This window comes from Pleomorphomonas oryzae DSM 16300 (assembly GCF_000422965.1).
GTDB classification, from domain to species: domain Bacteria; phylum Pseudomonadota; class Alphaproteobacteria; order Rhizobiales; family Pleomorphomonadaceae; genus Pleomorphomonas; species Pleomorphomonas oryzae.
Map to the genome: position 1 here is coordinate 155,579 of NZ_AUHB01000007.1, position 25,256 is coordinate 180,834.

Annotated in this window: 24 protein-coding genes; 18 read left to right on the top strand and 6 right to left on the bottom strand. The window is 65.4% G+C overall.

The features are described from left to right. Positions 1-10 precede the first annotated feature (10 nt). The 7 genes from G522_RS0113545 to cobJ are packed head-to-tail and all read left to right on the top strand — an operon-like array spanning position 11 to position 8,084. A complete protein-coding gene (locus tag G522_RS0113545; protein WP_026791511.1) occupies positions 11-376 on the top strand; it encodes a DUF1636 family protein in 366 nt (121 codons plus the stop codon). Beyond that, on the top strand, positions 373-1,401 hold the full coding sequence (cobW, locus tag G522_RS0113550; protein ID WP_026791512.1) for a cobalamin biosynthesis protein CobW: 1,029 nt from the start codon (positions 373-375) through the stop codon (positions 1,399-1,401). The genes G522_RS0113545 and cobW overlap by 4 nt, the downstream gene beginning before the upstream one ends. 24 nt (positions 1,402-1,425) lie before the next feature. Continuing rightward, positions 1,426-4,752: a cobaltochelatase subunit CobN gene (gene cobN, locus G522_RS0113555; RefSeq protein WP_026791513.1), complete on the top strand. Its 3,327-nt coding sequence runs from the start codon at positions 1,426-1,428 to the stop codon at positions 4,750-4,752. Further along, complete coding sequence (gene cobG, locus G522_RS0113560) at positions 4,749-5,969, top strand: precorrin-3B synthase (RefSeq protein ID WP_026791514.1); 1,221 nt, start codon at positions 4,749-4,751, stop codon at positions 5,967-5,969. Before cobN ends, cobG begins: the two co-directional genes overlap by 4 nt. Further along, entirely contained in the window at positions 5,966-6,592 is a 627-nt protein-coding gene (locus G522_RS0113565; protein WP_026791515.1) for a precorrin-8X methylmutase, read from the top strand. The genes cobG and G522_RS0113565 overlap by 4 nt, the downstream gene beginning before the upstream one ends. Then, positions 6,589-7,320: a precorrin-2 C(20)-methyltransferase gene (locus tag G522_RS0113570; RefSeq protein ID WP_026791516.1), complete on the top strand. Its 732-nt coding sequence runs from the start codon at positions 6,589-6,591 to the stop codon at positions 7,318-7,320. Before G522_RS0113565 ends, G522_RS0113570 begins: the two co-directional genes overlap by 4 nt. Beyond that, positions 7,317-8,084 carry a precorrin-3B C(17)-methyltransferase gene (gene cobJ, locus G522_RS0113575; RefSeq protein WP_026791517.1) on the top strand — a complete coding sequence of 256 codons (768 nt, stop codon included), beginning with the start codon at positions 7,317-7,319 and terminating at the stop codon, positions 8,082-8,084. Before G522_RS0113570 ends, cobJ begins: the two co-directional genes overlap by 4 nt. Here cobJ and G522_RS0113580 read toward each other — a convergent pair. Next, entirely contained in the window at positions 8,060-8,839 is a 780-nt protein-coding gene (locus G522_RS0113580) for a cobalt-precorrin-6A reductase (protein WP_245586656.1), read from the bottom strand. The genes cobJ and G522_RS0113580 overlap by 25 nt on opposite strands. Between G522_RS0113580 and cbiE the strand changes: the two genes are divergently transcribed. From cbiE to cobM, 3 genes are read left to right on the top strand one after another with little or no spacing between them, the layout of a single operon-like run. Next, complete coding sequence (gene cbiE, locus G522_RS0113585) at positions 8,838-10,058, top strand: precorrin-6y C5,15-methyltransferase (decarboxylating) subunit CbiE (RefSeq protein WP_026791519.1); 1,221 nt, start codon at positions 8,838-8,840, stop codon at positions 10,056-10,058. The two genes, G522_RS0113580 and cbiE, sit on opposite strands and share 2 nt — an antisense overlap. Then, positions 10,055-10,435: a cobalamin biosynthesis protein gene (locus tag G522_RS0113590; protein ID WP_026791520.1), complete on the top strand. Its 381-nt coding sequence runs from the start codon at positions 10,055-10,057 to the stop codon at positions 10,433-10,435. The genes cbiE and G522_RS0113590 overlap by 4 nt, the downstream gene beginning before the upstream one ends. Continuing rightward, entirely contained in the window at positions 10,432-11,214 is a 783-nt protein-coding gene (gene cobM, locus G522_RS0113595) for a precorrin-4 C(11)-methyltransferase (protein WP_026791521.1), read from the top strand. Before G522_RS0113590 ends, cobM begins: the two co-directional genes overlap by 4 nt. 69 nt (positions 11,215-11,283) lie before the next feature. On the opposite strand, the gene G522_RS0113600 is transcribed toward cobM, so the two are convergent. After that, positions 11,284-12,399 carry a cobalt-precorrin-5B (C(1))-methyltransferase gene (locus tag G522_RS0113600; protein WP_026791522.1) on the bottom strand — a complete coding sequence of 372 codons (1,116 nt, stop codon included), beginning with the start codon at positions 12,397-12,399 and terminating at the stop codon, positions 11,284-11,286. A 74-nt stretch (positions 12,400-12,473) separates the two neighbouring features. Here G522_RS0113600 and G522_RS0113605 point away from each other — a divergent pair, with 74 nt between their 5' ends. Beyond that, on the top strand, positions 12,474-13,787 hold the full coding sequence (locus tag G522_RS0113605; RefSeq protein ID WP_026791523.1) for a cobyrinic acid a,c-diamide synthase CobB: 1,314 nt from the start codon (positions 12,474-12,476) through the stop codon (positions 13,785-13,787). A gap of 3 nt (positions 13,788-13,790) precedes the next feature. Here G522_RS0113605 and G522_RS0113610 read toward each other — a convergent pair whose 3' ends face one another. Together G522_RS0113610 and msrA are read right to left on the bottom strand one after the other, a co-directional pair. Then, the gene (locus G522_RS0113610) at positions 13,791-14,369 is read right to left on the bottom strand and encodes an NADPH-dependent FMN reductase (RefSeq protein ID WP_036839258.1); all 579 of its coding nucleotides are present in this window, start codon (positions 14,367-14,369) and stop codon (positions 13,791-13,793) included. Next, positions 14,366-15,034, bottom strand: a complete 669-nt coding sequence (msrA, locus tag G522_RS0113615) for a peptide-methionine (S)-S-oxide reductase MsrA (protein ID WP_026791525.1) — start codon at positions 15,032-15,034, stop codon at positions 14,366-14,368. Before msrA ends, G522_RS0113610 begins: the two co-directional genes overlap by 4 nt. Before the next feature lie 143 nt (positions 15,035-15,177). On the opposite strand from msrA, the gene G522_RS0113620 reads away from it, so the two are divergent. Continuing rightward, complete coding sequence (locus G522_RS0113620; protein ID WP_026791526.1) at positions 15,178-15,876, top strand: Crp/Fnr family transcriptional regulator; 699 nt, start codon at positions 15,178-15,180, stop codon at positions 15,874-15,876. Between the two features lie 3 nt (positions 15,877-15,879). Here G522_RS0113620 and ubiB read toward each other — a convergent pair whose 3' ends face one another. Together ubiB and ubiE are read right to left on the bottom strand one after the other, a co-directional pair. After that, the gene (ubiB, locus tag G522_RS0113625; RefSeq protein ID WP_036839260.1) at positions 15,880-17,412 is read right to left on the bottom strand and encodes a 2-polyprenylphenol 6-hydroxylase; all 1,533 of its coding nucleotides are present in this window, start codon (positions 17,410-17,412) and stop codon (positions 15,880-15,882) included. A gap of 140 nt (positions 17,413-17,552) precedes the next feature. Beyond that, positions 17,553-18,308: a bifunctional demethylmenaquinone methyltransferase/2-methoxy-6-polyprenyl-1,4-benzoquinol methylase UbiE gene (gene ubiE / locus G522_RS0113630; protein WP_026791528.1), complete on the bottom strand. Its 756-nt coding sequence runs from the start codon at positions 18,306-18,308 to the stop codon at positions 17,553-17,555. Between the two features lie 118 nt (positions 18,309-18,426). Here ubiE and mutM point away from each other — a divergent pair, with 118 nt between their 5' ends. The 6 genes from mutM (at position 18,427) to recF (ending at position 25,097) form a co-directional block, all read left to right on the top strand. After that, positions 18,427-19,296 carry a bifunctional DNA-formamidopyrimidine glycosylase/DNA-(apurinic or apyrimidinic site) lyase gene (gene mutM, locus G522_RS0113635; RefSeq protein ID WP_026791529.1) on the top strand — a complete coding sequence of 290 codons (870 nt, stop codon included), beginning with the start codon at positions 18,427-18,429 and terminating at the stop codon, positions 19,294-19,296. A 165-nt stretch (positions 19,297-19,461) separates the two neighbouring features. Continuing rightward, positions 19,462-19,728, top strand: a complete 267-nt coding sequence (gene rpsT, locus G522_RS0113640; protein WP_026791530.1) for a 30S ribosomal protein S20 — start codon at positions 19,462-19,464, stop codon at positions 19,726-19,728. Positions 19,729-20,393: 665 nt separating this feature from the next. Continuing rightward, positions 20,394-20,798: a rhodanese-like domain-containing protein gene (locus tag G522_RS0113645; RefSeq protein WP_245586657.1), complete on the top strand. Its 405-nt coding sequence runs from the start codon at positions 20,394-20,396 to the stop codon at positions 20,796-20,798. Between the two features lie 331 nt (positions 20,799-21,129). Next, positions 21,130-22,593, top strand: a complete 1,464-nt coding sequence (dnaA, locus tag G522_RS26785) for a chromosomal replication initiator protein DnaA (RefSeq protein WP_051228612.1) — start codon at positions 21,130-21,132, stop codon at positions 22,591-22,593. Between the two features lie 216 nt (positions 22,594-22,809). Next, entirely contained in the window at positions 22,810-23,928 is a 1,119-nt protein-coding gene (gene dnaN, locus G522_RS0113655) for a DNA polymerase III subunit beta (RefSeq protein WP_026791532.1), read from the top strand. Positions 23,929-23,948: 20 nt separating this feature from the next. Next, entirely contained in the window at positions 23,949-25,097 is a 1,149-nt protein-coding gene (gene recF / locus G522_RS26790) for a DNA replication/repair protein RecF (RefSeq protein WP_051228627.1), read from the top strand. The last annotated feature ends 159 nt before the right edge of the window (positions 25,098-25,256 follow it).

Consider the following 25,256-nt stretch of genomic DNA (forward strand, 5'->3'; position numbering starts at 1 on the left):
AGTGCCGGTCATGACCGCGCACCCCGTCACACTGCACGTTTGTCTCGCCTGTCGCGCTGCCGATGACGACGACATCAGCCGGGCTGGCGCTCGTCTCCATGCCTTTCTCGCCGACCGGCTCGAAGGACGCGGCGACATCCGGCTTTCCGGCGTCGATTGCCTGTCGGTCTGCAAACGGCCTGTTACCGTCGCCTTCGCTGCCCCCGACAAATGGACCTATGTCGCCGCCGACGCCGCCGATCCCGACGAGGTAATTGCCGCCGCCGAACTCTACGCCGAAAGCGACGATGGCCGCGTGCCCTGGCGCGAGCGGCCGCCGCTTTTGAAATCGGGCCTTGTCGCCCGCATCCCGCCACAGCCGGAGACCCGCCGATGAACGCCCAGCCGAAAATTCCCGTTACCATCGTCACCGGCTTTCTCGGGTCCGGCAAGACGACGCTGATCCGCCATGTCATCGAAAGGGCCGGTGGCCGCCGCCTCGCACTCATCGTCAATGAATTCGGCGACGTCGGCGTCGATGGCGATATTCTGAAGTCCTGTGGCGCCGACGATTGCCCGGAAGACGCCATTGTCGAACTCGCCAATGGCTGCCTCTGCTGCACCGTTGCCGACGACTTCCTGCCGGCCATTGAAGCGCTGACCAAGGGGGACCGTCGGCCCGACCACATCATCGTCGAAACGTCCGGCCTTGCGCTGCCCAAGCCGCTGATCAAGGCCTTCGACTGGCCAGATGTGCGTGCTCGTCTCACCGTCGACGGCGTCATTGCCGTCGTCGACGCTGCCGCCGTGGCGGCCGGCCGTTTTGCCGACGATCCCGAGGCCGTGCTCGCCCAGCGGCAGGATGACCCTTCGGTCGACCACGATAACCCGTTGGAAGAGGTCTACGAGGACCAGTTGCTCGCTGCCGATCTCGTGGTTCTCAACAAGGCCGATCTGCTGTCTTCCGACGAACTGGCTCGTGTTTCCGAAGATATCGCCGCCTCGCTGCCGAAGGCGGTGCGCGTGGTGGCGACGTCCGAAGGCGAGATCGCGCCGGACATTCTGCTCGGCCTTGCCGCCGCCGCCGAAGACGATCTGGCGAGCCGGCCAAGCCATCACGACGGCCTCGGCGAGCACGACCATGATGACTTCTCGACCTTTGCCGTCGAGATCGGCGCCGTTAGCGATCCGGACAGTCTGATCGCCCGGCTGAAAGCGGTGGCCGAGGCGCATGACGTTCTGCGCATCAAGGGCTTTGTCGAGATTGCCGGCAAGCCGATGCGCCTGTTGGTGCAAGGCGTCGGTGGCCGCTTCCGCCACGCGTTCGACCGCCCCTGGCCGGCCGGCCCGCGCCGTAGCGCCTTGGTCGTGATCGGCGAAAAGGACATCGACGAGGCGGCCGTCCGCGCCGCCCTCGCCTGATCTCACGCCGGAGGAGGGCGCGCCTTGCATATTCTGGCCGAACAGATTCGCTCGCTTGACGACAGTGTCGCGGCGGTCGACCTCGGCCAGACCCCGGCTGAGATCGTGGTCCTGTCCCTTTCCGACAGCGACCTCGGCCTCGTCGCCGCCGTGCACGGCCGGCTCGGCCCCGATGCGCCGAGCCTTCGCCTCGCCTCGCTCGCTGCGTTGCGCCATCCCTATTCCGTCGATATCTACCTTGAAAAGGTCGTGTCTAAGGCCCGCTTCGTGTTGGTGCGGCTTTTGGGCGGCGCCGATTACTGGCGCTATGGTGTCGATGAACTCTGCATGCTGGCGCGCTCAAAGGGTATCCAGCTCGCGATGATCCCTGGTGACGATCGGCCCGATCAACGCCTTGTCGAGGCGGCGACGCTGCCGGCGAGCGACCTCGACCTTCTCGAACGCTGGTTCAGCTACGGTGGTCCCGACAATATCGCCGCCGCGCTCGCCTTCATTGCCGCCCGCTTGGGGCGCGACGCCGTCTGGGCCGAGCCGACGCCGCAGCCGGCCTTCGGCCTGTTTCCCCGACTTGGGATGCTTGGCGACAGGCGCGTGCTCGTCGTCGGGTATCGGGCGCTGGTCAATGCCGGCGATGCCGCTCCAATCGAAGCGATAGCCGAGGCGCTGGCGACCGCCGGTTTCGCGGTGCAGCCGGTTTGGGTCACCTCGCTCAAGGATCCAGACGCTGCCAACCCGATGATTGAGACCGTCTCCGCCTTCAAGCCGGATGTCATCGTAAACTGCACCGCCTTCTCGGCTCGCCGCGACGATGGCACGACGCTGCTCGACGTTGCCGATGTGCCGGTCATCCAGGCGCCTCTTTCGACCCTGTCGCGCGAGGCCTGGGCGGCCTCGTCGCGCGGCCTATCGGCCACCGATCTTGCCATGAGCGTCGTCCTGCCGGAGGTCGACGGCCGGCTCGACGGGCCGGTGATCAGCTTCAAGGCGCCGGCCGACCGTGCCGACGCCTTGGAATACACGCCGATCCGTCACCGGCCGGACGACAGTGGCATTGCTCGTCTCGTGTGCCTCGTGGAGGGGTGGATACGGCTGAGGCGGACGCGGCGCGCCGACCGCCGCGTTGGGCTGGTGCTTTCCAACTATTCCGGCAAGGGGGGGCGAACCGCCTATGCCGTCGGTCTCGACGGGCCGGCCTCGCTGATTGCCATTGCCGACGACCTTCGCGCCGCCGGCTATGATGTCGGGTTGCTTCCGGATGAGAAGGCGCTGATCTCAGCGTTGGAAGACGGAAAAGCCATCCTCGACATCCCGCTTGCCGATTATCGTTGCTGGTTTTCCCGTCTGCCGGAGACATTGCGCGCCTCGATGCTGGCCACCTGGGGCGATCCGGAGAGTGATCCATCGGTGCGCGAGGATGCTTTCCGCCTGGCGGCGGTCGTTGCCGGCAACCTCGCCATTGCCGTCCAACCCGATCGCGGCCGGCCGGAGAGCCGGGCCGCCGATCACCACGATCCCAACCTTCCGCCGCGCCACGCCTACGCCGCCTTCTATCTCTGGCTCCGGCATGGCTTCGATGCCCACGCCATGATCCATCTCGGCACCCACGGCACGCTCGAGTGGCTGCCAGGCAAGGCGGCGGGGCTTTCGGACGACTGCGCGCCGGTGGCGCTGACGGACGGTCTGCCAGTCGTCTACCCGTTCATCGTCAACAATCCCGGCGAGGCGGCCCAGGCCAAGCGCCGCATCGCCGCCGTCACGCTTGGTCATCTGACCCCACCGCTGACCCGCGCCGGTGCCCATGGCGATATCGCCGAGATCGAGATGCTGGTCGATGAATTTGCCAACGCGCAGGCGCTCGATCTGCGGCGGGCCAAGCATCTTGCCGCCGTGCTGATCGACAAGGCGGAGGCCGCCGGCATTGCCGAGGCAGCCGGCCTTTCCGCCGATCTCGATCCCGCCGACAAGCTGGCACGCCTCGACGCCTGGATCTGCGACGTCAAGGACATGCGCATCGCCGACGGCCTGCATGTGTTCGGCCGCCCACCGGACGAAACCCGCGTTGCCGCTCACCTGGAGGCGCTCGGCGGTGATATTTCGGCCGCTGGCGCCTTTCTCGCCTCAGCCGACACCGAACGCGAGGGGCTGCTGGCCGCTCTCGATGGCCGGCGTGTCGCGCCGGGGCCTTCCGGCGCACCGGGGCCAAGGCGGCTCGACGTATTGCCCACCGGGCGCAACCTCTATGCGATCGACCCGCGTGCCGTGCCGACGCGTACCGCCATGGAAATCGGAGCCCGCACCGCCGAGGAGGTCGTTGCGCGCTACGCCGAAGACCACGGCGAGTGGCCGAAATCCATCGTACTCGACGTCTGGGCCTCGGCGTCGATGCGCACCGGCGGCGACGATATCGCTCAAGCCCTGGCACTCATGGGCGTGCGGCCAACCTGGGACGCCGCCTCCGGCCGCGTTTCCGGCTTCACGGTGCTCGCGCCCGCCCGCCTCGGCCGGCCGCGCGTCGACGTTACCTTGCGCGTCTCCGGCCTCTTCCGCGACGTCTTCCCTGGGCAGATCGCCCTGTTCGACCAGGCGGTGAAGGCAGTAGCGGCACTCGACGAGGATGGGGAAACCAATCCGCTCGCCGCAAGGCGCGAGCCAGCGCCATCTCGCATCTACGGCGCCGCCCCCGGCGCTTTCGGCAGCGGCCTCGGCGAGATGACGCCCGATGATCTCTCCGCCGACCGAAGCGCACTCGCCGATGCCTATCTCGCCGCCTCCGGCCATGCTTACACGGGTGAGGGAGATGCGGCTGACGCCGAGGGCTTTGCGGCACGCGTTGCCGCTGCCGACGCTTTCGTTCACGTGCAGGATCTCGACGGCCAGGATCTCCTATCCAACGATGCCTTTGCCGCCCATGAGGGTGGTTTTGCGGCAGCGTCAGAATCGCTCGGTAGCCGGGCAGCGCTTTATCATGTCGATACCACCGACGACGCGCCGAAGGCCCGCAGCCTCAGTGAGGAAATCGGCCGTGTCATCCATGGTCGCGCCGCCAATCCGCGCTGGATTGCCGGACAGATGCGTCATGGCCACCGTGGCGCCGCCGAAATCTGCGAGGCGGTGGCCAATCTCTGCGCCTTTGCGACGCTGTCGGATGCCGTCGACTTCAGGCATTTCGACCGGCTGTTCGATGCCACTTTCGGCGACGACCACGTGCGTGACTTCCTGATCGATGCCAATCCGGCCGCCGTTCGTGATGCCCTTCTGCGCCTCAGGAAGGTGATTGATCGTGGCGCCTGGGCGCTGCGGCGCAATTCGGTGGCCGCCCGCCTTGCCGAGACGGAGGCCCGCCTCGGATGAACGCCTCCCTCGTTCGCGGCTGGTGTCCCGGCGCGCGCCGCCCCATGCAGAGCGGCGATGGCTTGATTCTGCGCCTTCGAATTACCGGGGGCCGCCTTGCCTGCGAGACGGCGCGCGCCATTGCCGCCGTGGCCAAGCGCTACGGCAACGGTGAGCTCGATCTCGGTCGGCGGGGCGGTCTGCAGCTCCGAGGAATTCGCGACGACGATTTCGCTGCTGTCGAGGCCGAACTCACAGAACTCGGCCTTCTCGATGTCGACGCTGGCGCTGAGGCAGTACGCAACGTGGTCGCCTCGCCTCTCTCGGATTTCGATGAGACCGCCGAGGGCGATGCCTTCATGCTGGCCAAGCAACTGGAAGCGGCGCTCGTCTCTGACACCTCTCTCCGCGCATTGCCCGGCAAGTTCGGATACTCGGTCGACGATGGCGGTTGTTTCGGCCTCACGGAGGTACCGGCCGACGTGCGCCTGCGACTTGTGAATGACGGCGTGTCAGTCTCGCTCGATGGTGATATCCAGGCGATAAAGATTCAGCCCGAGGAGGCGGTGGCCGTTGCCCTCCGCCTCGCGCACGCCTTTCTCGATCTCGCATCGCGCATCGATCCGCCGCCGCGCCGCATGGCAGCGCTGGTTGCTCAGATCGGCGCTGAAACCATTTTCGCCGCTTCCGGGCTTGTATCGGAACGTGTTGTACCGGTTCGTCGTCCTCGTGCTGTCCAACTGATCGGCGCCTTCCCCGGCCACGTCGGTGTCGGCCTGTCCTTCGGTCGACTCGACGCCGGCCAGCTTCATCTTCTCGCCGATCTCGCCCCGTCCGATCTGCGGCTGACCCCCTTCCGCGCCGTCCTACTGCCCGGCCTTCCGGCCGATCTCCTGCCGCGCCTTGCCGAAGCCGGCTTCGTCACTTCACCCGATGATCCGATTCTCGCCGTCGCTGCCTGCCCCGGTGCGCCCGCCTGCGGTTCGGCCAGCATCGAGACGCGCGGTCTCGCTCGCCGTCTGGCAGCGCTAAGACCCAACGACCACGGCATCTGGCTGCATGTTTCGGGCTGCGAAAAGGGCTGCGCCAGTTCCGCCACCCATGCCGTCACCTTGGTCGGTCGTGACGGCGGCCTCGACCTCGTGCTAGACGGCAGGCCAACCGATCCACCTCATCGCACGGGCGTGTCGCCCGAGGCGGTCGAGGCGCTTTTCCGTTCCGGGACATTTGAAAAATGAGCCACGACTACATCCGCGACGGCGCGGAAATCTACCGCCGCTCCTTCGCCATCATCCGGGCGGAAGCCGATCTCGCCCGCTTTGCTCCGGAAGAGGAAAAGGTCGCCGTCCGTGTCATCCATGCCGCCGGCATGGTGGAGGTGGCCGCCGACCTCGCCTTCGGTCCCGGCGCCGTGGCGGCGGCGAAGGCGGCGCTCGAAGCGGGCGCGCCGGTGATCTGCGATTCCCGCATGGTGGCCAACGGCATCACCCGCGCTCGCCTGCCGGCCAGCAACGATGTGATCTGCACGCTCGACGACCCGAGCGTTCCGACACTGGCGCTCGCCATCGGCAACACGCGCACGGCGGCAGCCATGATGCTCTGGGGCGATCGCCTCAAGGGCGCGGTCGTCGCCATCGGCAATGCGCCGACCGCTCTCTTCCATCTTTTTGAGATGCTCGACGCCGGCGCTCCCCGGCCGGCGGCGGTGATCGGCATGCCGGTCGGTTTCGTCGGCGCCGCCGAGTCCAAGGAAGCGCTGATGGCGGATAGTCGGGTGCCCTATATCGTGGTGCGCGGACGCAAAGGCGGATCGGCCATGGCCGCCGCCACCGTCAACGCGTTGGCGAGCGATCGCGAATGATCAATCCCGGCACGCTTCATGGTGTTGGCGTCGGTCCCGGCGATCCCGAACTGGTCACCGTCAAGGCAGCGAGGCTGATCGGTTCGGCGCCCGTTCTGGCCTATTTTGCCAAGAAAGGCCGGCGCGGCCATGCCCGCACCATCGTTGACACCTATGTTCGGCCGGGCACTGAGGAGCTGCCGCTTCACTATCCGCTCACCACCGAGATGAGCTTTGCCGATCCGCTCTACGTCCGCGAGGTCGGCGGCTTCTACGCCGAGGCGGCCGAGGCGCTGGCGACGCATCTTGCCGCTGGCCGCGACGTGGTGCTGATCGCCGAGGGGGACCCGCTATTCTACGGCTCCTTCATGCACCTCTACATACGCCTGAAGGACCGCTTCCCCGTCAGAATCACACCGGGCGTCACCGGTTTCTCCGGCTGCGCCTCGGCGGCCGGCCTGCCGATGACCTGGGGCGACGACGTCCTGGCCGTACTACCGGGCACACTCGGCGAGGACGACCTTACCGAGCGCCTCGCAGGCGCCGACGCGGCGGTGATCATGAAGCTCGGCACCAATTTCCCGAAGGTCAGGCGGGCGATCGCCCGAGCCGGCCTTGCCCAGCGCGCCATCTATATCGAGCGCGGTTCGATGGAGGGGGAAGTCGTGTTGCCGCTCAACGACAAGACGGACGATGCGTCGCCCTATTTTTCGCTGATTCTGATCGGCGGCGAGGGGCGGCGGCCATGAATGAGACGGGCGAGATTCTGGTGGTCGGCCTCGGCCCCGGCCCGGACCGTTGGCGGACGCCGGAGGTGGAGGCCGCGCTTGAGCGGGCGACCGACCTCGTCGGCTACGAACCCTATCTCGCCCGTTGTCCCGAACGCCCTGGCCAGGCGCGCCACGGCAGCGACAATCGCGTCGAACTCGAACGGGCGCGCTTGGCTATCGATCTTGCCCGCGCCGGTCGTATTGTCGCCGTCGTCTCCGGTGGTGATCCCGGCGTTTTCGCCATGGCGGCGGCCGTCGTCGAGGCAGTGGAGGCCGATGAGGCCGCCCGCGACCTGTCCGTAACGATAATGCCCGGCGTATCTGCGATGCAGGCTGCCGCCGCCCGGCTCGGCGCGCCGCTCGGCCACGATTTCTGCGCCATCTCGCTGTCCGACAATCTCAAGCCGTGGGCGCTCGTCGAGAAACGACTAAGAGCCGCCGCCGATGGCGACTTCGTCATTGCCCTCTACAATCCCGCCTCGAAAGCGCGGCCGACCCGCATCTTCGAAGCTTTCGATCTCCTGAGGAGCTTGAAAGCTGGTTCGACGCCGGTTGCCTTTGCCCGCGCCGTCGGCCGACCGGACGAGCGAATCGTCGTAACGACGCTTGCCGAGGCCGATCCATCCATCGTCGACATGGCGACGATGGTGATTATCGGCTCTTCGGAAAGCCGATTGATCGACCGGCCGGGCGGACTGCCGTGGATTCTCAGCCCGCGTCAGGCGAGGGGAGGGGCGGCATGAACGAGCCGCGCCTCAATGTCCGCCATCACGTCGTCGAGCTCGTGATAGGTGGTGACGGTGACCGGTTCGGGCGGCGCCACCATGATCACCGGCAGGCCCAGGCGTCGAGCGGCCGCCACCTTGCCATAGGTGGCATCGCCGCCGGCATTCTTGGTGACCATGATTTCCACCCGCTCGGCCTGCATCAGCCGGGCCTGCGATTCCTCGTCGAACGGCCCGCGCTCCAGCAGCAATCGATAATCCGGCAGGTTCAGCTCATGCGGCGGGTCGATGGACCGGACGATATAGTGGTGCTGCGGCGCCGCCTCGAAGGCGGAAAGGCCGAGCCGGCCGACGGTCAGGAAGACGCACTTCGGCTCGGGTCCGAGCGCCGCGCAGGCCGTGTCGAGGTCGGGTACCTCCAGCCAGTTATCGCCCGGCACCGGCTTCCAAGGTTCACGCGTGTAGCGAATGAGCGGCACGCCGGTCATCTCGCTGGCCGCCATGGCATTGGCCGAGATGCGGGCGGCGAAGGGATGGGTAGCGTCGATCAGAAGATCGATCTGCTGGTCGCGCAAAAAGGCGGCAAGGCCTTCGATGCCACCAAAGCCGCCGACACGGGTGTTGAGCGCCTGCGCCGCCGGCTCATGGGTGCGGCCGGCCAGCGACAGCAGCGCCCAGATGTCCTGGCGCTTTTGCAGCCGTTCGGAGAGGCGCGAGGCCTCGGTCGTTCCACCCAGGACGAGAATGCGCATCGGTCTAGCGGAGTCCCCCATGGCTGAAACCTCCCTTTCACCCTGGCTGACGATCGTCGGCCTCGGAGAGGACGGTCTCGACGGCCTCTCTCCTGCGGCAGTTTCGGCCATCGCACAAGCGGGTTTCATCGTAGGCGGCCGTCGCCACCTTGATCTGATCAAGGCCAATCCCACGATCTCCATGGCTTGGCCGTCGCCGCTTAAAGACGCTTTTCCGGCGATTCTTGCCCGGCGTGGCAGCCCGGTGGCGGTGCTGGCCTCCGGCGACCCCTTCTTCTATGGAGTCGGTTCGCTCCTCGCTGAAATCGTCGATCCCCGGGAAATGGCGGTCCTGCCGGCACCCTCCGCCTTTGCGCTGGCTGCTGCCAGGCTCGGCTGGCCGGGGCAGGATGTCGTCCGCGTCAGCCTGCACGGCAGGGCGCTCGAACGGGTGCTGCCGCACGTCCAGCCGGGGGCTCGACTGCTCGCGCTGTCCTGGGATGACACGACACCGGCACGGCTTGCGGAGCTTTTGACGACGCGTGGCCTCGGCAAGAGCCGCCTCACCGTGCTCGAAGCGATGGGTGGTCTCCGGGAACGTCGTCGCTCGGCTTTCGCAGACACATTCGATCTCGAAAACATCGATCCGCTCAACCTCATCGCGGTCGAGGTGGAGGGTAAATCGGACGCCCGGGTCATTCCCTTCACACCCGGTCTCCCCGACGATTGGTTCGAGCACGACGGCCAAATCTCCAAGCGCGAGGTCAGGGCACTTACCGTCGCCGCGCTCAGGCCGACCCGCGGCGAAACACTCTGGGACGTTGGTGCCGGCTCCGGGTCGGTTGCCATCGAATGGATGCTCTCAGATCCCTCGCTCCGAGCTTTTGCCATCGAGGAAAATCCGACGCGGGCCGCCCGCATAACCCGCAACGCCCTCAGCTTTGGCGTACCCGATCTGCAAGTGATCGAAAGGAAGGCGCCTGCCGGCCTCGATAGCCTTCCGGATCCCGACGCAATTTTCGTTGGTGGCGGCTCGGGCGATCCCGGGGTGGTGGAGACTTGTCTCGGTCGGCTCAAATCCGGGGGTCGGCTGGTCATCAACGCCGTAACGGTGGAAACGACGGCCGAGGTCTTCGCGCTGCAGGCCCGGTTGGGTGGCGATCTGACACAGATCGCCATCTCACGGCTCGATCATATCGGCGGCTTCCATGCGCTCCGGCCGGCCCTGCCGGTTGTCCAGTGGACCTGGGTGAAGCCGTGAGCGGCCGCCTGGCCATCGGCGTCGGGTGTCGCAAGGGCGCTTCTGCCGAGGCGATCATTCGGCTTGTCGAGGCGACGGCCGCCGGTCTCACACCCGTGGTCGGCCTTTTCACGATCGAGGACAAACGCGGCGAAGCAGGTTTGAACGAGGCGGCCGAAAGCCTTGGCTTGCCGCTCGTCTTTCTTTCACGCGGCGCGCTCGCTGCCGTGGTCGATCGCATAGTCACGCCGTCGCCGCTCGCGCTCGCCCGCTTCGGCGTGCCATCGGTGGCGGAAGCCGCCGCGCTCGCCGCTTTCGCGGGCCACGCCCGCCTGATCATTCCGCGCCGCGCCGAGGAGGGAGTCACCGTTGCGGTGGCCGAGGAGATTCTAGAATGACCGTGCATTTCATTGGCGCCGGCCCCGGCGCCCCCGATCTCCTGACTCTGCGCGGTCGCGACCTGATCGCCGCCTGTCCCGTTTGCCTCTATGCGGGCTCGCTGATCCCGCCGGCCATTCTCTCCCATTGCCCCGAGGGTGCTCGCATCGTCGATACGGCGCCGTTGTCGCTGGAAGAGATCGAGGCGGAGTACCTTCGAGCCCAGCGGGACGGCCATGACGTGGCCCGGCTTCATTCCGGCGATCTTTCGGTCTGGAGCGCTCTCGGCGAGCAGATTCGCCTGTTGGAAAAACACGGCATCGCCTACACGGTGACGCCCGGCGTGCCGGCCTTCGCAGCGGCCGCGGCGGCGCTCGGCCGCGAGCTGACATTGCCGGAAGTCGGCCAGTCCCTGGTACTGACCCGCACGTCCGGCCGCGCCTCCGCCATGCCTGAAAAGGAAAAGCTCGCCGCCTTCGCCGCCACCGGCGCTACGCTCGCGCTGCATCTCTCTATCCACGTCATTGACCGTATCGTCGCGGAACTCATCCCCTATTATGGGGCGGATTGCCCGGTCGCCGTCGTCTATCGGGCGAGCTGGCCGGACGAGCGGATCGTCAAGGGAACATTGGCCACCATTCTCGGCGAGTTCCAGAGCGCGCCGGTGGAACGGACAGCGTTGATCCTGGTGGGATGGGTGCTCGGCGCCGAAAATTTTCGGGCAAGCGCTCTTTATTCGGCGGACTACCAGCGCCGTTTCCGCGGGCGTGAGTCTCGGGCGGGAGAGGGCGAAGACTAGTGGTTCGACCGAGACATTTGCATCCGCCTGATACGAGCTTCGGAGCAAATGTCTCGGTCATAGGAACCACTAGACTTTCCGGAAGCCAGTGCTGGCAAGCAATCCGCCGCTCCGATCGAACAATATGACCTCCAGCTCGATGCCATGGCCGGCGATCAGCGCGGCGGCGGTCGCAAGACCGCGCTCGGCAACCGCTTCGGCAATGGGAATGCCGGCGGCACGGCAGAGCGTGAGCGCTTCCAGGGCGGTGTTGGCGCTGCCGATGGTCCGAGCGAGCTCATCGCTGCCGCCAAGATCGGTGACAATCGCTGAGAGCGCCGCAAGGTCGACCGATCCGCGCTTGGAATGAAGATCGAGAAGGCCCTGGCCAAGCTTCACTCCCTTGGCAAAACCGAGCGCCAGCGTCACGCGGGGCACAGGCGCTTTCTTGAGATATTTCAGCGTGCCGCCGACAAAGTCGCCCATGTCGATCAATTGGACATCGTCGAGATCGTAAAGGGCTTTTGCTGCCTGCTCGGAGGTGTTGCCGGTCGCGGCGGAGACATGGGTAAAGCCGGAGGCACGCGCCACGTCGATGCCGCGCTGGATGGAGGCGATCCAGGCGGCACAGGAGAAGGGTATGACGATGCCGGTGGTGCCGAGAATGGAGAGACCACCGAGAATGCCAAGACGGCCATTGAGCGTCCGCTCCGCGAGCTTTTCGCCGTTCTCGACCGAGATCTCCACCTCGATATCGTCAGGGCCGCCGATGGCAGTACGCGCCTCGTCGAGCGTGCGAGCGATCATGGCGCGCGGCACCGGATTGATTGCCGGCTCGCCGACGGCGAGCGGCAGGCCGGGACGGGTGACGGTGCCGACACCAGCACCGGCCCGGAAGACCAGGCCTGCGCCGATTGCCGCCGGTCGAACCGTCGCCAGAATGAGCGCGCCGTGAGTCACATCGGGATCGTCGCCGGCGTCCTTGACTACGCCGGCCCGCGCCCAGCCGTCGCCGGAGGCTGTGCTCGCCAGTACGAAAGCCGGCGTCTGGCCTCCCGGCAATGTGACCGTGACCGGATCGGGGAAATGGCCGCTGACCAGGCCCTCGAAGGCGGCACGCGTCGCTGCGGTGGCGCAGCTGCCGGTGGTCCAGCCGCGCCTCAAATGCGGCGTGCCGCCGTCCGCTTCCTTGTCTGTGTCCACCATCGATCCGCCTGATCCTTTCGGGCGACAAGGTCGGCGCTGTCTGCTATCGGGTCAAGGGGAAAGGTGAGGCGGCAATGAAGGGCTTTCTGATCGCATCGGTGCGTTCCGGCGCTGGCAAGACGACCGTGTCGCTCGGGCTGATGGCGGCGCTCGCCCGGCGGGGTATGAAGGTCGCGCCGGCCAAATGCGGGCCCGACTACATCGATCCGGCCTTCCACGCGGCAGCCGCCGGCCGGCCGGGCGTCAATCTCGATAGTTGGGCGATGACGCCGGCGCAGGTGGCCGGCCTTGCCGCGCGTCAGGCTGAGGATGCCGATCTGCTGGTGGCCGAGGGATTGATGGGCCTCTTCGACGGCGTCGGCCATCAGGCTGGCCGTACCGGATCATCGGCCGATATTGCCGCGGCGCTCGGCCTCAAGGTCCTGCTGGTCCTCGACGTAACGGGGCAATCGACCTCGGCTGCTGCCGTGGCGCTCGGTGCCAAGCTTCTCGATCCACGACTGACGATTCTCGGCGTCGTTCTCAATCGCGTCGGTTCAGAGCGGCACCGCCGGCTGTGCAGCGAGGCGATTGAAGCACTCGGTCTTCCGGTGCTTGGCGCGCTGCCGCGCAATACGGCGGTCGAGCTACCGGAACGGCATCTCGGCCTCGTCCAGGCCGAGGAGATGGGCGATCTCCGCCGCCGGCTCGACGCGCTTGCCGATTTCGTCGGACAGCATGTCGACATCAACAGGCTGATCGAGCTGTGTAACGACGTGCCCGTGTCGATGGGAGCTACCGCCGCAGAGCCATTGCCGCCGCCGGGTCAGCGCATCGCCTTGGCGCGCGATGCCGCCTTCAGCTTCGTCTACCCGCATCATCTCGCCGCTTGGCGGGCAGCCGGCGCGGAGATCCTGCCTTTCTCGCCGCTGGCCGGTGAACCACCTGACCCCACAGCCGATGTCTGCTGGCTGCCGGGCGGCTATCCCGAACTTCACGCTGGCACCCTCGCGGCGGCAGACCATTTCCTCAGCGGGCTCAGGATGTTCGCTGCGGAAAGGCCGGTGCATGGCGAGTGCGGCGGCTATATGGTGCTTGGGGCAGGGCTGGTCGATGCCGGCGGCACCCGCCACGCCATGGCTGGGCTGTTGGGCCTCGAAACCAGTTACGAAAAGCGCCGCCTCCATCTCGGTTACCGTCGGGCCAGGCTGCTCTCAGACGGACCGCTCGGCCCGGCTGGTGCCGTGCTCTCGGGCCATGAATTCCACTACGCCTCGATTCTGGCGACTGGCAATGACGCGCCGCTCGCCGAAGTCGCCGATGCTCATGGCGGTGCACCGGCGCCGGATGGGTCGCGGCGCGGCTTGGTGACAGGCAGCTTCTTTCATGTAATCGCGCGGATGGACTAAAGGTCAGCTGAAGCGCCCTGCCTCGACAAGCAGCGCGGCGACAACCCGCTCAAGCTGAGCTGCTGCCTTGTCATTGGCAAGGTTGCCGCGCTCATCAAAGGCCTTCTCGGCATAAGGAATCGCCACCTGTTGGGTGAGCACCCGGGCTCCAAGGGCATTTTCGAGAATTTGCCGAAGGTGCATCAGCGAGCGGATGCCGGCAAAGTGGCCTGACGAAGCAGCACCGATGGCGAAGACGCGGCCCGTCCAAAGGCTGCGGTAACGGTCGTCGCGGATGCGGCTCAACCAGTCGATGGTGTTCTTCAAGAGCGGCGTCACCGACTGGTTATATTCCGGCGAGGCGATGAACACGCCATCCGACGCCAGCATGAGCTCTGCGAGCTTCAGCGCCGACTCCGGCACACCGCGCGCGCCCTCGAGATCGCCGTCATAAAGCGGCAGCGGATAATCGGCGAACGACAGAAACCGTACGTCGGCGTCGCGCAAGGCGAGTTCCCGCGCCATGAGCGCCGCAAGGCGGCCGTTGGAACTGCCGCCACGCGTCGAGCCGGACAGCACCAATAAGGCTGGCTGTCCTCTCAAGATAGCGCTCCAGCCCCGGGCATGGGACAGCTGACGCCGGTGCCACCGAGGCCGCAGTAGCCGTTGGGATTCTTGGCGAGATACTGCTGGTGGTAGGGCTCGGCAAAATAATAAGGTCCGGCCGCCTCGACCGTCGTGGTGATCGCTGCCGGCCGTCCCGCTTTGATGAGGGCTTGGCTGTAGGCCTCGCGGGCTGCCTCGCCCACGGCGCGCTGCGCTTCGTCATGCACGAAGATCACCGAGCGATATTGGGTACCGACATCATTGCCCTGGCGCATGCCCTGCGTCGGGTCATGACTTTCGAAGAACAGCCGCACCAGATCGCCATAAGAGATCGCATTCGGGTCGAACACTACCTCCACCGCTTCGGCATGGCCGGTGCGGCCCGAGCAGACCTCCTCATAGGTCGGGTTCTCGGTCAAACCACCAGTGTAGCCGACCGATGTCAGATAGACGCCGGGCAGGCGCCAGAACAAGCGCTCGGCGCCCCAGAAGCACCCGAGCGCAAAGGTGGCAACGGCATACCCTGCCGGTACCGGGCCTTTCAGCGGCCGTCCGTTGACGAAATGGGTTTCGGCGGTGGCAATCGGCTCGGCGCGACCCGGCAGTGCCGTTTCGGGCGTTGGCAGGACGGCTGGCTTTCGGAACGTCTCGAAAAAGGCCATGGCTTTTCCTTGTCTCCCCGTCGCGGTCCTGCCCCCAGAACCGGCCTACCAAGATGGGACGGCCGCTAACGCTTTGCAAGACAGGCTGGCTGGCGCTCGGTGACGGCTTTGCTATAACGGTCCGCGAGAGGAGACCTTCACCTATGGCGTCCCGCAAGCTCGACCGTTCGCTGATCCGCGGCTTCGATCTGTTTCGTGACATGACGGAAGAGAATCTCGATGCCGTGCTGGCCACGGTCCAGGTCAGAACCGTCGAGCCAGGCGAACCGGTATTCAGCCAGGGCGCGCCGGCCGACGAATTTTTCCTTCTGCTGCACGGCCATCTCAAGGTACTTCAGATTACCCCGGCCGGCGAGCAGGTGGTGGTGCGTCACGTGTTGCCGGGCGAGGTGTTCGGCATCGCCAAGGCGATCCGCCGCACCGACTATCCGGCGACCGCTGAGGCGGTGACCGAAAGCATCGTTCTCGCTTGGATGTCCTCGCAGTGGCAGGATTTCGTGGTGCTCAATCCGGTCCTCGCCTTCAATGCCCTCGAGGCGGTGGGCGAGCGTTTGCAGGAAGCGCATACGCGCATTCGCGAGCTGTCGACCGAAGAAGTGGAGCGCCGCGTCGCCCATGCACTCCTACGCCTGGTGCAGCGAGCCGGTCGGAAGGAGCAGGACGGCAGCATTCTCATCGACTTCCCGCTCACCCGGCAGGATATCGCCGAGATGACGGGCACCACGCTGCACACGGTCAGCCGGCTGCTCAGCGCCTGGGAAGGGCAGGGGGTTGTCCGGAGCGCCCGTCGCCGTATCGCCGTGACCGACGAGAACCGACTTGCCGCGCTGGCGCGCGGCTAATTCTCAGAGCCAGCCGAGGCTGGATGCGGCGATCGCCGCGAGCGACAGCGCGCCGACCCAGAGCGGCAGGGCGATGGAGCGACGGCGACGCCGGCTCTCGTCGGCCGCTTCGGTTCGGGCGGCGATCGTCTCGATGGCATCGAACAGCCGCGGCAGGCGCGGAGCGAGGGCGAGAAAATCGCCGGCTGCCGATACCGCCGTCTCGATACGGCCGAGCGGACCGAGGTTGCGCGTAATCCAGGCGCTCACCACGGGCTCGGAAACTTTCCACATATCGAGCTCGGGATCGAGGCTGCGGGCAACGCCCTCGACCACCACCATGGTTTTTTGCAGCAGGATGAGCTCGGGCCGTGTCTGCATGGCGAAGAGCTCGGTGGTCTCGAACAGCTGGTTGAGCAGCCGCGACATGGCGATTTCCGAGGCCGGTACACCATGCAGCGGCTCGCCCACCGCGCGAAGCGCCTGCGCGAAGGTTTCGAGTTCCTGCTCGGGCGGCACATAGCCCGCCTCGAAATGCACCTCGGCGACGCGGCGATAATTGCGGGTAATGAAGCCGTGCAGGATCTCGGCAAGGAAGCGGCGTTCGCGCGGACCGAGCCGGCCGACGATGCCGAAGTCAACGGCAACGATCCGTCCTGCAGCGTCCACGAACAGGTTGCCCTGGTGCATGTCAGCGTGGAAGAAGCCGTCGCGCAGCGCGTGCCTCAGAAAGGATTGCAGCAGCGTGGCAGCGAGCTTGGGCAGATCGTGGCCGGCGGCGCGGATGGCGGCAACGTCGGACAGCTTGATGCCGTCGACCCATTCCATGGTGAGCACCGAACGGCTGGTACGCCGCCAGTCGACGGCCGGGACGCAGAAATCCGCGTCATTGGCCGTGTTCTGGCCCATCTCGGAGAGCGCAGAGGCTTCGAGGCGTAAATCCATCTCGAGCGTCAGCGAGCGGGCGAGCGTGTCGACGATGGCGACTGGCCGAAGGCGGCGGACGCGCGGCACGAGCCGCTCGATCAGCCGGGCGGCCAGGTAGAAGCCGGCGAGATCAGAGGCGATCCGCCGGTCAATGCCGGGGCGTAGCACCTTGACGGCCACCTCGCGGCGAAGGCCGTCCCGGTTGGTCACCGCGGCCTTGTGCACCTGGGCGATCGAGGCGGCGGCGATGGGCGCGCCGAGCTCAGGAAACAGGCGGTCCGCATCCTGGCCGAAACTGTCACCGATGACCGCCCGGGCGCCCGAAAGGCCGAAGTCCGGCATGGCGTCCTGCAATTCGGCGAGATCGGCGGCGAGCGCGGCGCCCACCACGTCCGGCCGCGTGGACAGAAATTGCCCGAGCTTGACGTAGGACGGGCCAAGACGGGAGAAGGCGATGGACAGTCGCTCAGCCCGACTGGCAGAGCCACGCCGGCGAATCGCCCCGGCAATGAGCAATGCGCCGGATACGGCGAATGGACGTGGCTCGGGCAGCGGCAGCGCGTTGATCACCCCCTCGCGGGCGAGCACCCAGGCGGCGCGGACGAGGCGGGCGAGATCGACGGGGAGCATCAGGCTGTTTCCTCGATAGCGTCATGGCGTGAGGCGCGCCTCACGCCATTCCGTTCGTGACTGTTTCACCCATCAAGCGGCATGAACCAGTGGCGATGTTTTTCAACGAGTGGATGCGTCGGCATCTTCGCGGGTTGGTTTCAGATCTTGACACCGACGTGAAGCGCCACGACGCCGAGCGTCATGTTGGTATAGCTGACGCGAGAGAAGCCAGCCGCCTCGATCATCGCCTTGAAGCGTTCCTGATCGGGAAAGCGACGGATCGATTCGACGAGGTAGCGATAGCTGTCCTCATCCTTGGCGACTATGCGCCCGATCTTCGGCACCAGATGGAAGGAATAGAGATCGTAGACCTTGTCGGCAACCGGCGCGTCGACGTGGGAGAATTCGAGGCAGAGGAAACGGCCGCCCGGCTTCAGCACGCGGAAGGCTTCCGACAGCGCCTTGTCGATCTTTGGCACGTTGCGGATGCCGAAGGCAATCGTATAGGCGTCGAAGCTGGCATCCGCCCAAGGCAGCTCCTCGGCATTGGCTTCGACAAACTCCAGCTTGTCGAAGCCGCGCTTCTGGGCACGCTCGCGGCCGACTTCGAGCATCGAGGAATTGATGTCGGCGACGGTGATGTCGGCAGTGCGGTTCGAGCGCTCGGCAATGCGGAAGGCGATGTCGCCGGTTCCGCCGGCCATGTCGAGCACCTTGAACGGCCGCCGCCCGGAACGCGGCGGAGCAAGGCGGGAGACCATAACGTCCTTCCAGAGCCGGTGCAGGCCGCCCGACATCAAGTCATTCATCAGGTCGTAGCGGCCAGCCACCGAGTGAAAGACGCTGTCGACGAGGCCCTGCTTTTCGCTCGCGTTAACCTCGCGAAAGCCGAAGGAAGTGCTGTTGTCCGTCATCGTCCGTCCCGTCCTGCCATGAGCCTTGCGCCATCGGCGCGACCGCGACCATAGCCGAAGAGAACGGCCGGCGCTATGTTGGCCGCAACCTGCGCCGCCATGAGGAGACGATCCGCGTATGCCTGAACTGCCGGAAGTAGAGACGGTGCGCCGCGGCCTTCAGCCGGTGCTGGAAGGTGCCACCCTTGAAAGCGTTAGGCTGGCGCGATCAGCGCTTCGCTATCCCTTCCCGGAGCGCTTTGCCGAGCGCTTGTCGGGGCGGCGCGTCCTTGGCATCGGCCGTCGCTCGAAATATCTTCTCTGGGATATAGAGGGCGGGGAGACATTGCTCGCCCACCTCGGCATGTCCGGTTCCTTCAGAATCGAGGTTGCCGAAGGCGCTGCCGGCGTTGTGCCAGGCGCTTTCGCGCTTGCCCGCTCGCGCGACCCACGTCACGACCACGTCCGTTTCGAACTCCAGGGTGGGACGACCGTCGTCTATAATGACCCGAGGCGCTTCGGTTTCATGGATCTGTTTCCGCGTTCTGAGATGGAGCGGCATCCACGCCTTGCCGGGCTTGGCGTCGAGCCAACCTCCAATCGCTTCTCGGCTGACACGCTGGCCGTTCTGGCCGACCGGCGAACCCCGTTGAAGGCAGCGCTTCTCGATCAGGGGATCGTCACCGGCCTCGGCAATATCTATGTTTGCGAGGCGCTTTGGCGCGCAGAGCTCGATCCGCGCCGGCCGGCCTCCGCACTCGCCGATCCCACGGTGGCTGAAAGGCTCGCTTCAGCAATCCGCGCGGTCATCGCCGAGGCGATCGAGGCCGGTGGCTCGACCTTGCGCGATCATATGCGGACCGACGGCACGCTCGGTTATTTTCAGCATCGCTTCGCGGTCTATGATCGCGAGGGCGAGCCCTGCCAGCGACCGGGCTGCGGCGGAACGGTGACGCGGATCAGGCAGGCGGGGCGCTCGACTTTCTTTTGTCCGTCTTGTCAGCGCTGATGGCGTTGACGGCAGCCCTTCCAACGTCTATAAGCCCGCCCCAAGGACGGTGGCCGATGGTCGTCGGCCGCCTGAGAGTTTTACGTCGTCCGTGTGGCCGGGTTCGGCAGCCGCGGCGGCTCAACAACAAATCCCGGAGCTGCCGGGAGAGAGAAAGGCTTCAGAATGGCCAATACGTCGTCGGCCAAGAAGGCGACCCGCAAGATCGCGGCCCGTACCGAAGTGAACAAGACACGCCGCAGCCGTATGCGGTCCTTCGTGCGCAAGTTCGAGGAAGCTGTGGCTTCCGGCGACAAGACGGCCGCCGCCGAGGCCTTCAAGGCCGTCGAGCCGGAGATCATGCGGGCTGCTACCAAGGGTATCGTTCACAAGAACACGGCCTCGCGCAAGGTGTCGCGTCTGGCTGCCCGCCTGAAGTCTATCAGCGCTTGATATTCGACCTCTGACAGCGTTGGGACGACTCTCATTGGGTCGAGACATGTTCATTAGGGCCTGGCTTTTAGCCAGGCCCTTTTTGCTTTTCCGGCTCGCATGGTCTGGTCTAGGACACCGATGGGCTCAGGACTCGGCTGTCAGATTTTTTTGTTATATAACAAGTAGTTAGAAATACGTCGGTTTCAGGCGGCGAAGATTCGTCGGCGACGGAAACGAAAATGCGGCTAATGAATGCCGGGGCGGCTCGCGTACGACCAAATAGGGTTTGGCCGTATCAGGGCGCGCAAATCTTTGAATCCCCTAGGGTTCGCCTATCGTCCTTCGGGGGGCGCCCGCTCCGGTAAAAACCGGGTTAACGACATAGGAAGATTCGGCTCTTGCTCCCCCCCTAGGCCCTGTGTATGGTCAGCCCAGTTGAACCGAGCGAGCCAAGCACTCGCTTACGAAAGTAAACTAAAGCAGGGGGCTAGCCGTCGGTAATTCTTTAGGTGCGATGGCCGAGGCAAGTAGCCAACTCACTCCAGGAAAGGCAAGTCGGCAATACATGCGCATTTTGCGCATGGATTTGTTTTGCCTTTTCTCGGTGGTCGATTTGAGGTAGCGGGGCGATCTTGGGTACGGGATCATTCAACGAAGATCCAGGCTATGCGGGAGACGTCGGTGTGCGCGAAACTTGGGAAGCGCTTGCCGCTGATCCCTCTGCCGTGCTGATCGATGTCCGGACGGTGGCGGAATGGAACTTCGTGGGGCTTCCTGACCTTGGAAGTGTTGGCAAGCGGGTGCTGCTCGTCGAGTGGCAGCGCTTTCCGGACATGGCCGTCAACCCGGCCTTCGCCGACGAGCTTGGGGAGGCTCTTGCCGACCTCGGAGCTGGTCCGGACGCTCCGCTGTATTTTATCTGCCGGTCGGGAGCGCGCAGTCGATCTGCGGCGACCGTGGCAACGGCCGGCGGCTTTACGCGGGCATTTAATGTGGCAGGCGGTTTCGAGGGGGCACTCGGTCCGGATCGGCACAGAGGCTGTGTCGATGGCTGGAAGGCGAGTGGTCTGCCCTGGATCCAGAGTTGAACCGATGCGTTGGACGGGGCGGCCAGACGGCCGGCAAAGTGCGCGCAGATCGGGAGACCTGTCACACTGATCACAATCCAAGGTCCGGAAGCCGCAGCTCCGGCAAGTGACAGGCTCCCGCCTGTCATGCGTGTTAATGTCGGCTTTGTGCCGACATAATCTAGTGGGTGCCTTCCCATGGGCAGGTGCTCTCTTCCCGTTGCCGTTTGCGGCGGGCAGACAAGAAGGCCGATCCGGGCATAGCGTCCGGCCGGTCATGAAGAGCGCTCCTGGCGGAAGCGCCTTCGAGTGAAAGATGCGTGAGTAGACTTTTTTGAATGGAGGCCGAGATATGTTGGAAGCGGAAGCCTGCGGCGTCGCCGGAGCGGCAGTTAGTCATGCCGATGCGTGGGCGCGCGTTCGTGGCCGCCTCAAAGCCGATCTTGGCGAAGAGGTGTTCTCCTGCTGGTTTGCCGGCATGAATGTCGAGCAGATCGAGGGCGGCACTGTTTGGCTCTCGGTGCCGAGCCGTTTCCTGAAGACCTGGATCTCCACGCACTATCGCGACAAGCTCGCCGCCCTCTGGCAGGCTGAGGGGCCGGCCTACCGTAAGGTTGAAGTATCGGTGCGCACGGCCATGCGGGCCAAGGTCGAGGCTCCGGCCCGTTTCTCGGCACCGGAAGCCGCCCGTCAAGCCAATGCGCCAGCGGCACGCGTCGTCACTCCGATCCGTCCTGCCGCCGATGCCGCCTCCGCCCGACTATTCGACGACATCTCCTCGCCGCTCGACCCGCGCTACACCTTTGACAATTTCGTCGAGGGGGCTTCCAACCGTCTGGCGCTGGCCGCCGCTCGCCAGGTGGCCGATGGTTCGGCCTCCGCCGTCAAGTTCAATCCGCTCTACATCCATTCCTCGGTCGGCCAGGGCAAGACGCATCTCCTGCAGGCGCTTACCCATCACCTCAAGGCTGAACATCCGGAAATGCGGGTGCTCTATCTGACCGCCGAACATTTCATGTACCGCTTCGTGCAGTCGCTGCAGACCCAGTCGGCCATCGCTTTCAAGGAAGCGCTCCGGACCATCGACCTTCTGGTGATCGACGACATGCAGTTCCTGCACGGCAAGCAGATCCAGCAGGAATTCTGTCACACGGTGAATACGCTGATCGACGGCGCCCGGCAGGTGATCGTTGCCGCCGATCGTCCCCCGGTCGAGCTGGAAACCATGGACGAGCGCGTCCGTTCGCGCCTGTCCGGCGGCCTGTTGATAGAGATCGGCGCTCCCGATGCGGCTTTGCGTCGGTCGATTATCGAGCGCCGTATCGCTCTCACGACGCAGCACATGCCCGGCTTCTCCGTTCCCGATGATGTCATCGACTTCATCGTCCGCAACGTCACCACATCGGGGCGCGATCTTGAGGGCGCTGTGACGCGCCTTGCCGGTCACAACCAGCTGACCGGCCTGACGCTGTCGCTCACCATGGCCGAGACGACGCTGAAGGACCTCATTCGGGTGACCGACACGCGCCGCGTCAAGATCGAGGACATCCAGCGGGTCGTTTCCAAGCACTACAACGTCTCCAAGCAGGATCTCCTGTCGTCGCGCCGCACCCGTTCGATCGTTTGGCCGCGCCAGATTGCCATGTATCTGGCCAAGTCTCTGACGCTGCGATCCTTGCCGGAAATCGGCCGGCGTTTCGGCGGCCGCGACCACACCACCGTTCTGCACGCCGTTCGCAAGGTCGAAGAGTTGCTCGGATCCGATGAGGCGCTGACGCAGGAGATCGAAGTCCTGAAGCGCATGCTCGAGGCCTGATCTCAAACCGGAAACGAAAAACGCCAGCGAAAACCCGTTCCGTTAACGGCATGCTGGCTTGCGGAAATCGGCAGTTGCCGTAATGTGCTTTTCCCCGTGGTCGCCGCCTTGGCAGCGACGGGGAGAAATGCCTTAGGCGCCAGATTTTCCGGAGGCCGCGCCGGCCGCGTCCAGTGTGACCGATCCGCGCGGCAGCCATGACAGACGGGTTTTTCCATGCGCGTTACGCTGGAGCGGTCGCACCTCCTCGCCTCCCTTACCCACGTCCATCGCGTCGTCGAGCGTCGGAACACCATTCCGATTCTCTCCAACGTGTTGCTTCGGACCGACGACGGTCAGCTCAAGCTGAAGGCAACCGATCTCGATCTCGAGGCGCAGGAGACGGTGCCGGCGATGGTCGAGCGCCCCGGTGCCACCACGGTGCCAGCGCATATGTTCTATGACATCGTGCGCAAGCTGCCCGAGGGGTCACAAGTCTCCCTCGAAGGGTCGGCCGATGGCGCCACGCTGTCCATTTCCTCCGGCCGCTCGCGCTTCTCGCTGCAGATGCTGCCGGAGAGCGACTTCCCCGATATAACGGTCGGCGAGCTCAGCCATTCATTCACGCTGGAAGCCGGCGATCTCAAGCGTCTGATCGACCGAACGCAATTCGCCATCTCCAATGAGGAGATCCGTTACTATCTGAACGGCATCTTCCTGCACACCGTCGATGGTCCGGACGGCGCGTTGTTCCGCGCCGTCGCGACCGATGGCCATCGTCTTGCCCGCGCCGACATCGCCGCGCCAAAGGGCTCTGAGGGCATGCCCGGCATCATCGTCCCCCGCAAGACGGTGGGCGAGATCCAGCGCCTCATCGAAGACCCGAAGGCCGAACTCAAGGTCGAGCTGTCGGATGCCAAGATTCGCCTGACCGTTGGCAACGTGGTGCTGACCTCCAAGCTGATCGACGGCACCTTCCCCGATTACGGCAGGGTGATCCCGCAGGGCAACGACAAGGAACTTCGGGTCGACAAAGCCGAGTTTGCCGAGGCCGTCGACCGCGTTTCCACCATCTCGTCCGAGCGGGGACGGGCGGTAAAGCTGGCGCTCGGCGAAGGGCGCATGATGCTCACCGTCGTCAACCCGGATTCGGGCACGGCCACTGAGGAAGTGATGGTCGACTACGGCGACACGCCGCTGGAGATCGGCTTCAACGCCCGCTATCTCCTGGATATTGCCAGCCAGCTCACCTCAGAAACCGCCGTGTTCCACCTTGCCGATTCTGGTTCGCCAACGCTGATCCAGGATGCCGGTGATGACGCCACGCTCTATGTGCTGATGCCGATGCGGGTGTGATCGGCCACCGCTGGACTGACATGACAGACTTCCGTCCAGAGGCGAAGGTGCGCGTGAGCCACCTTCGCCTCAGCGATTTCCGCAACCATGCCGACCTCGCGCTCGATTTTTCGGGCCGGTCGGTGGTGCTTGTCGGGCAGAACGGCGTCGGCAAGACCAATGTCCTCGAGGCGCTGTCCTTGCTTGCCCCCGGGCGCGGCTTCCGCCGGGCGACGCTTGCCGAAATGGCCCGGCTCGGTACAGGTGGCTTTTCCGTGCTGGCCGAAGTCGAGGGCGCTTTCGGAGCGGTGCGGATTGGGACCGGATCGGTTCCCGGCGAACCGGGGCGGCGGGTTCTTGTCGATGGCGAGCCGCAGAAGGGCAGCGAGCGCCTGTCCGATCACTTGCGCCTTATCTGGCTCATTCCGGCCATGGACGGCCTCTTCATAGGGTCGGCGGGCGATCGCCGCCGCTTTCTCGACCGTTTGGTGCTGGCCGTCGATCCGGCGCATGGCCGGCGCGTTTCGGCCTATGAACAGGCCGTCGCTTCGCGCAACCGCTTGCTGGAGACGCGAGACGCCGACATGGCCTGGCTCGATGCGATCGAAACCGAGATCGCCACCACCGGCGTTGCCGTCGCCGCCGCCCGCCGCGAGACGGTCCATTGCCTCACTCGACTTATCGAAACGCGCCCGGACGGCGACGGAGCTTTTCCCCGCGCCACCGTTCAACTGGCCGGCGATGTCGATACGGCACTTGATGAAGCGCCGGCCGCCGACGTCGAGGATTGGCTGAGAGCCGATCTCAGGGCCGGTCGTTCGCGCGACCGGGCGGCCGGGCGAACGCTCGTCGGGGCCCATCGCTCCGACCTTTCGGTGCGCCACGCCGAAAAGAACATGCCTGCCTCGGCCTCCTCCACCGGCGAGCAGAAGGCGCTGCTCACCGGTCTGGTGCTGGCCCAGGCGGCGCTCGTCACCGAACTGACGGGCAGTCCGCCCGTCCTGCTACTCGATGAAGTGGCCGCCCACCTCGACGCTCGTCGGCGAAGGGCACTGGTCGATCTCATCGCGGCGCTCGGTGTCCAAGCCTTCATGACCGGCACCGATGCCGCCCCCTTCGAGGGCTTTTCCGGCGAGGCGGAAATCATTGTGATTCCGGATGTTCCTGCCCCGAATTCCGGGGAATTCTGAGATTGATTCGCCGCATTTCCACCCGATTGCGGGGCCATGGTACGGCCGCTCTTGGCCCACGGGGATAAATCCCCAGCAAGCCCATTGAAATATAACGCTTTTCGGCCTGTTGCCGAGGATGGTTGAAGCAGCTCCCGCCAGCCTCTAAAAGAAAATTAG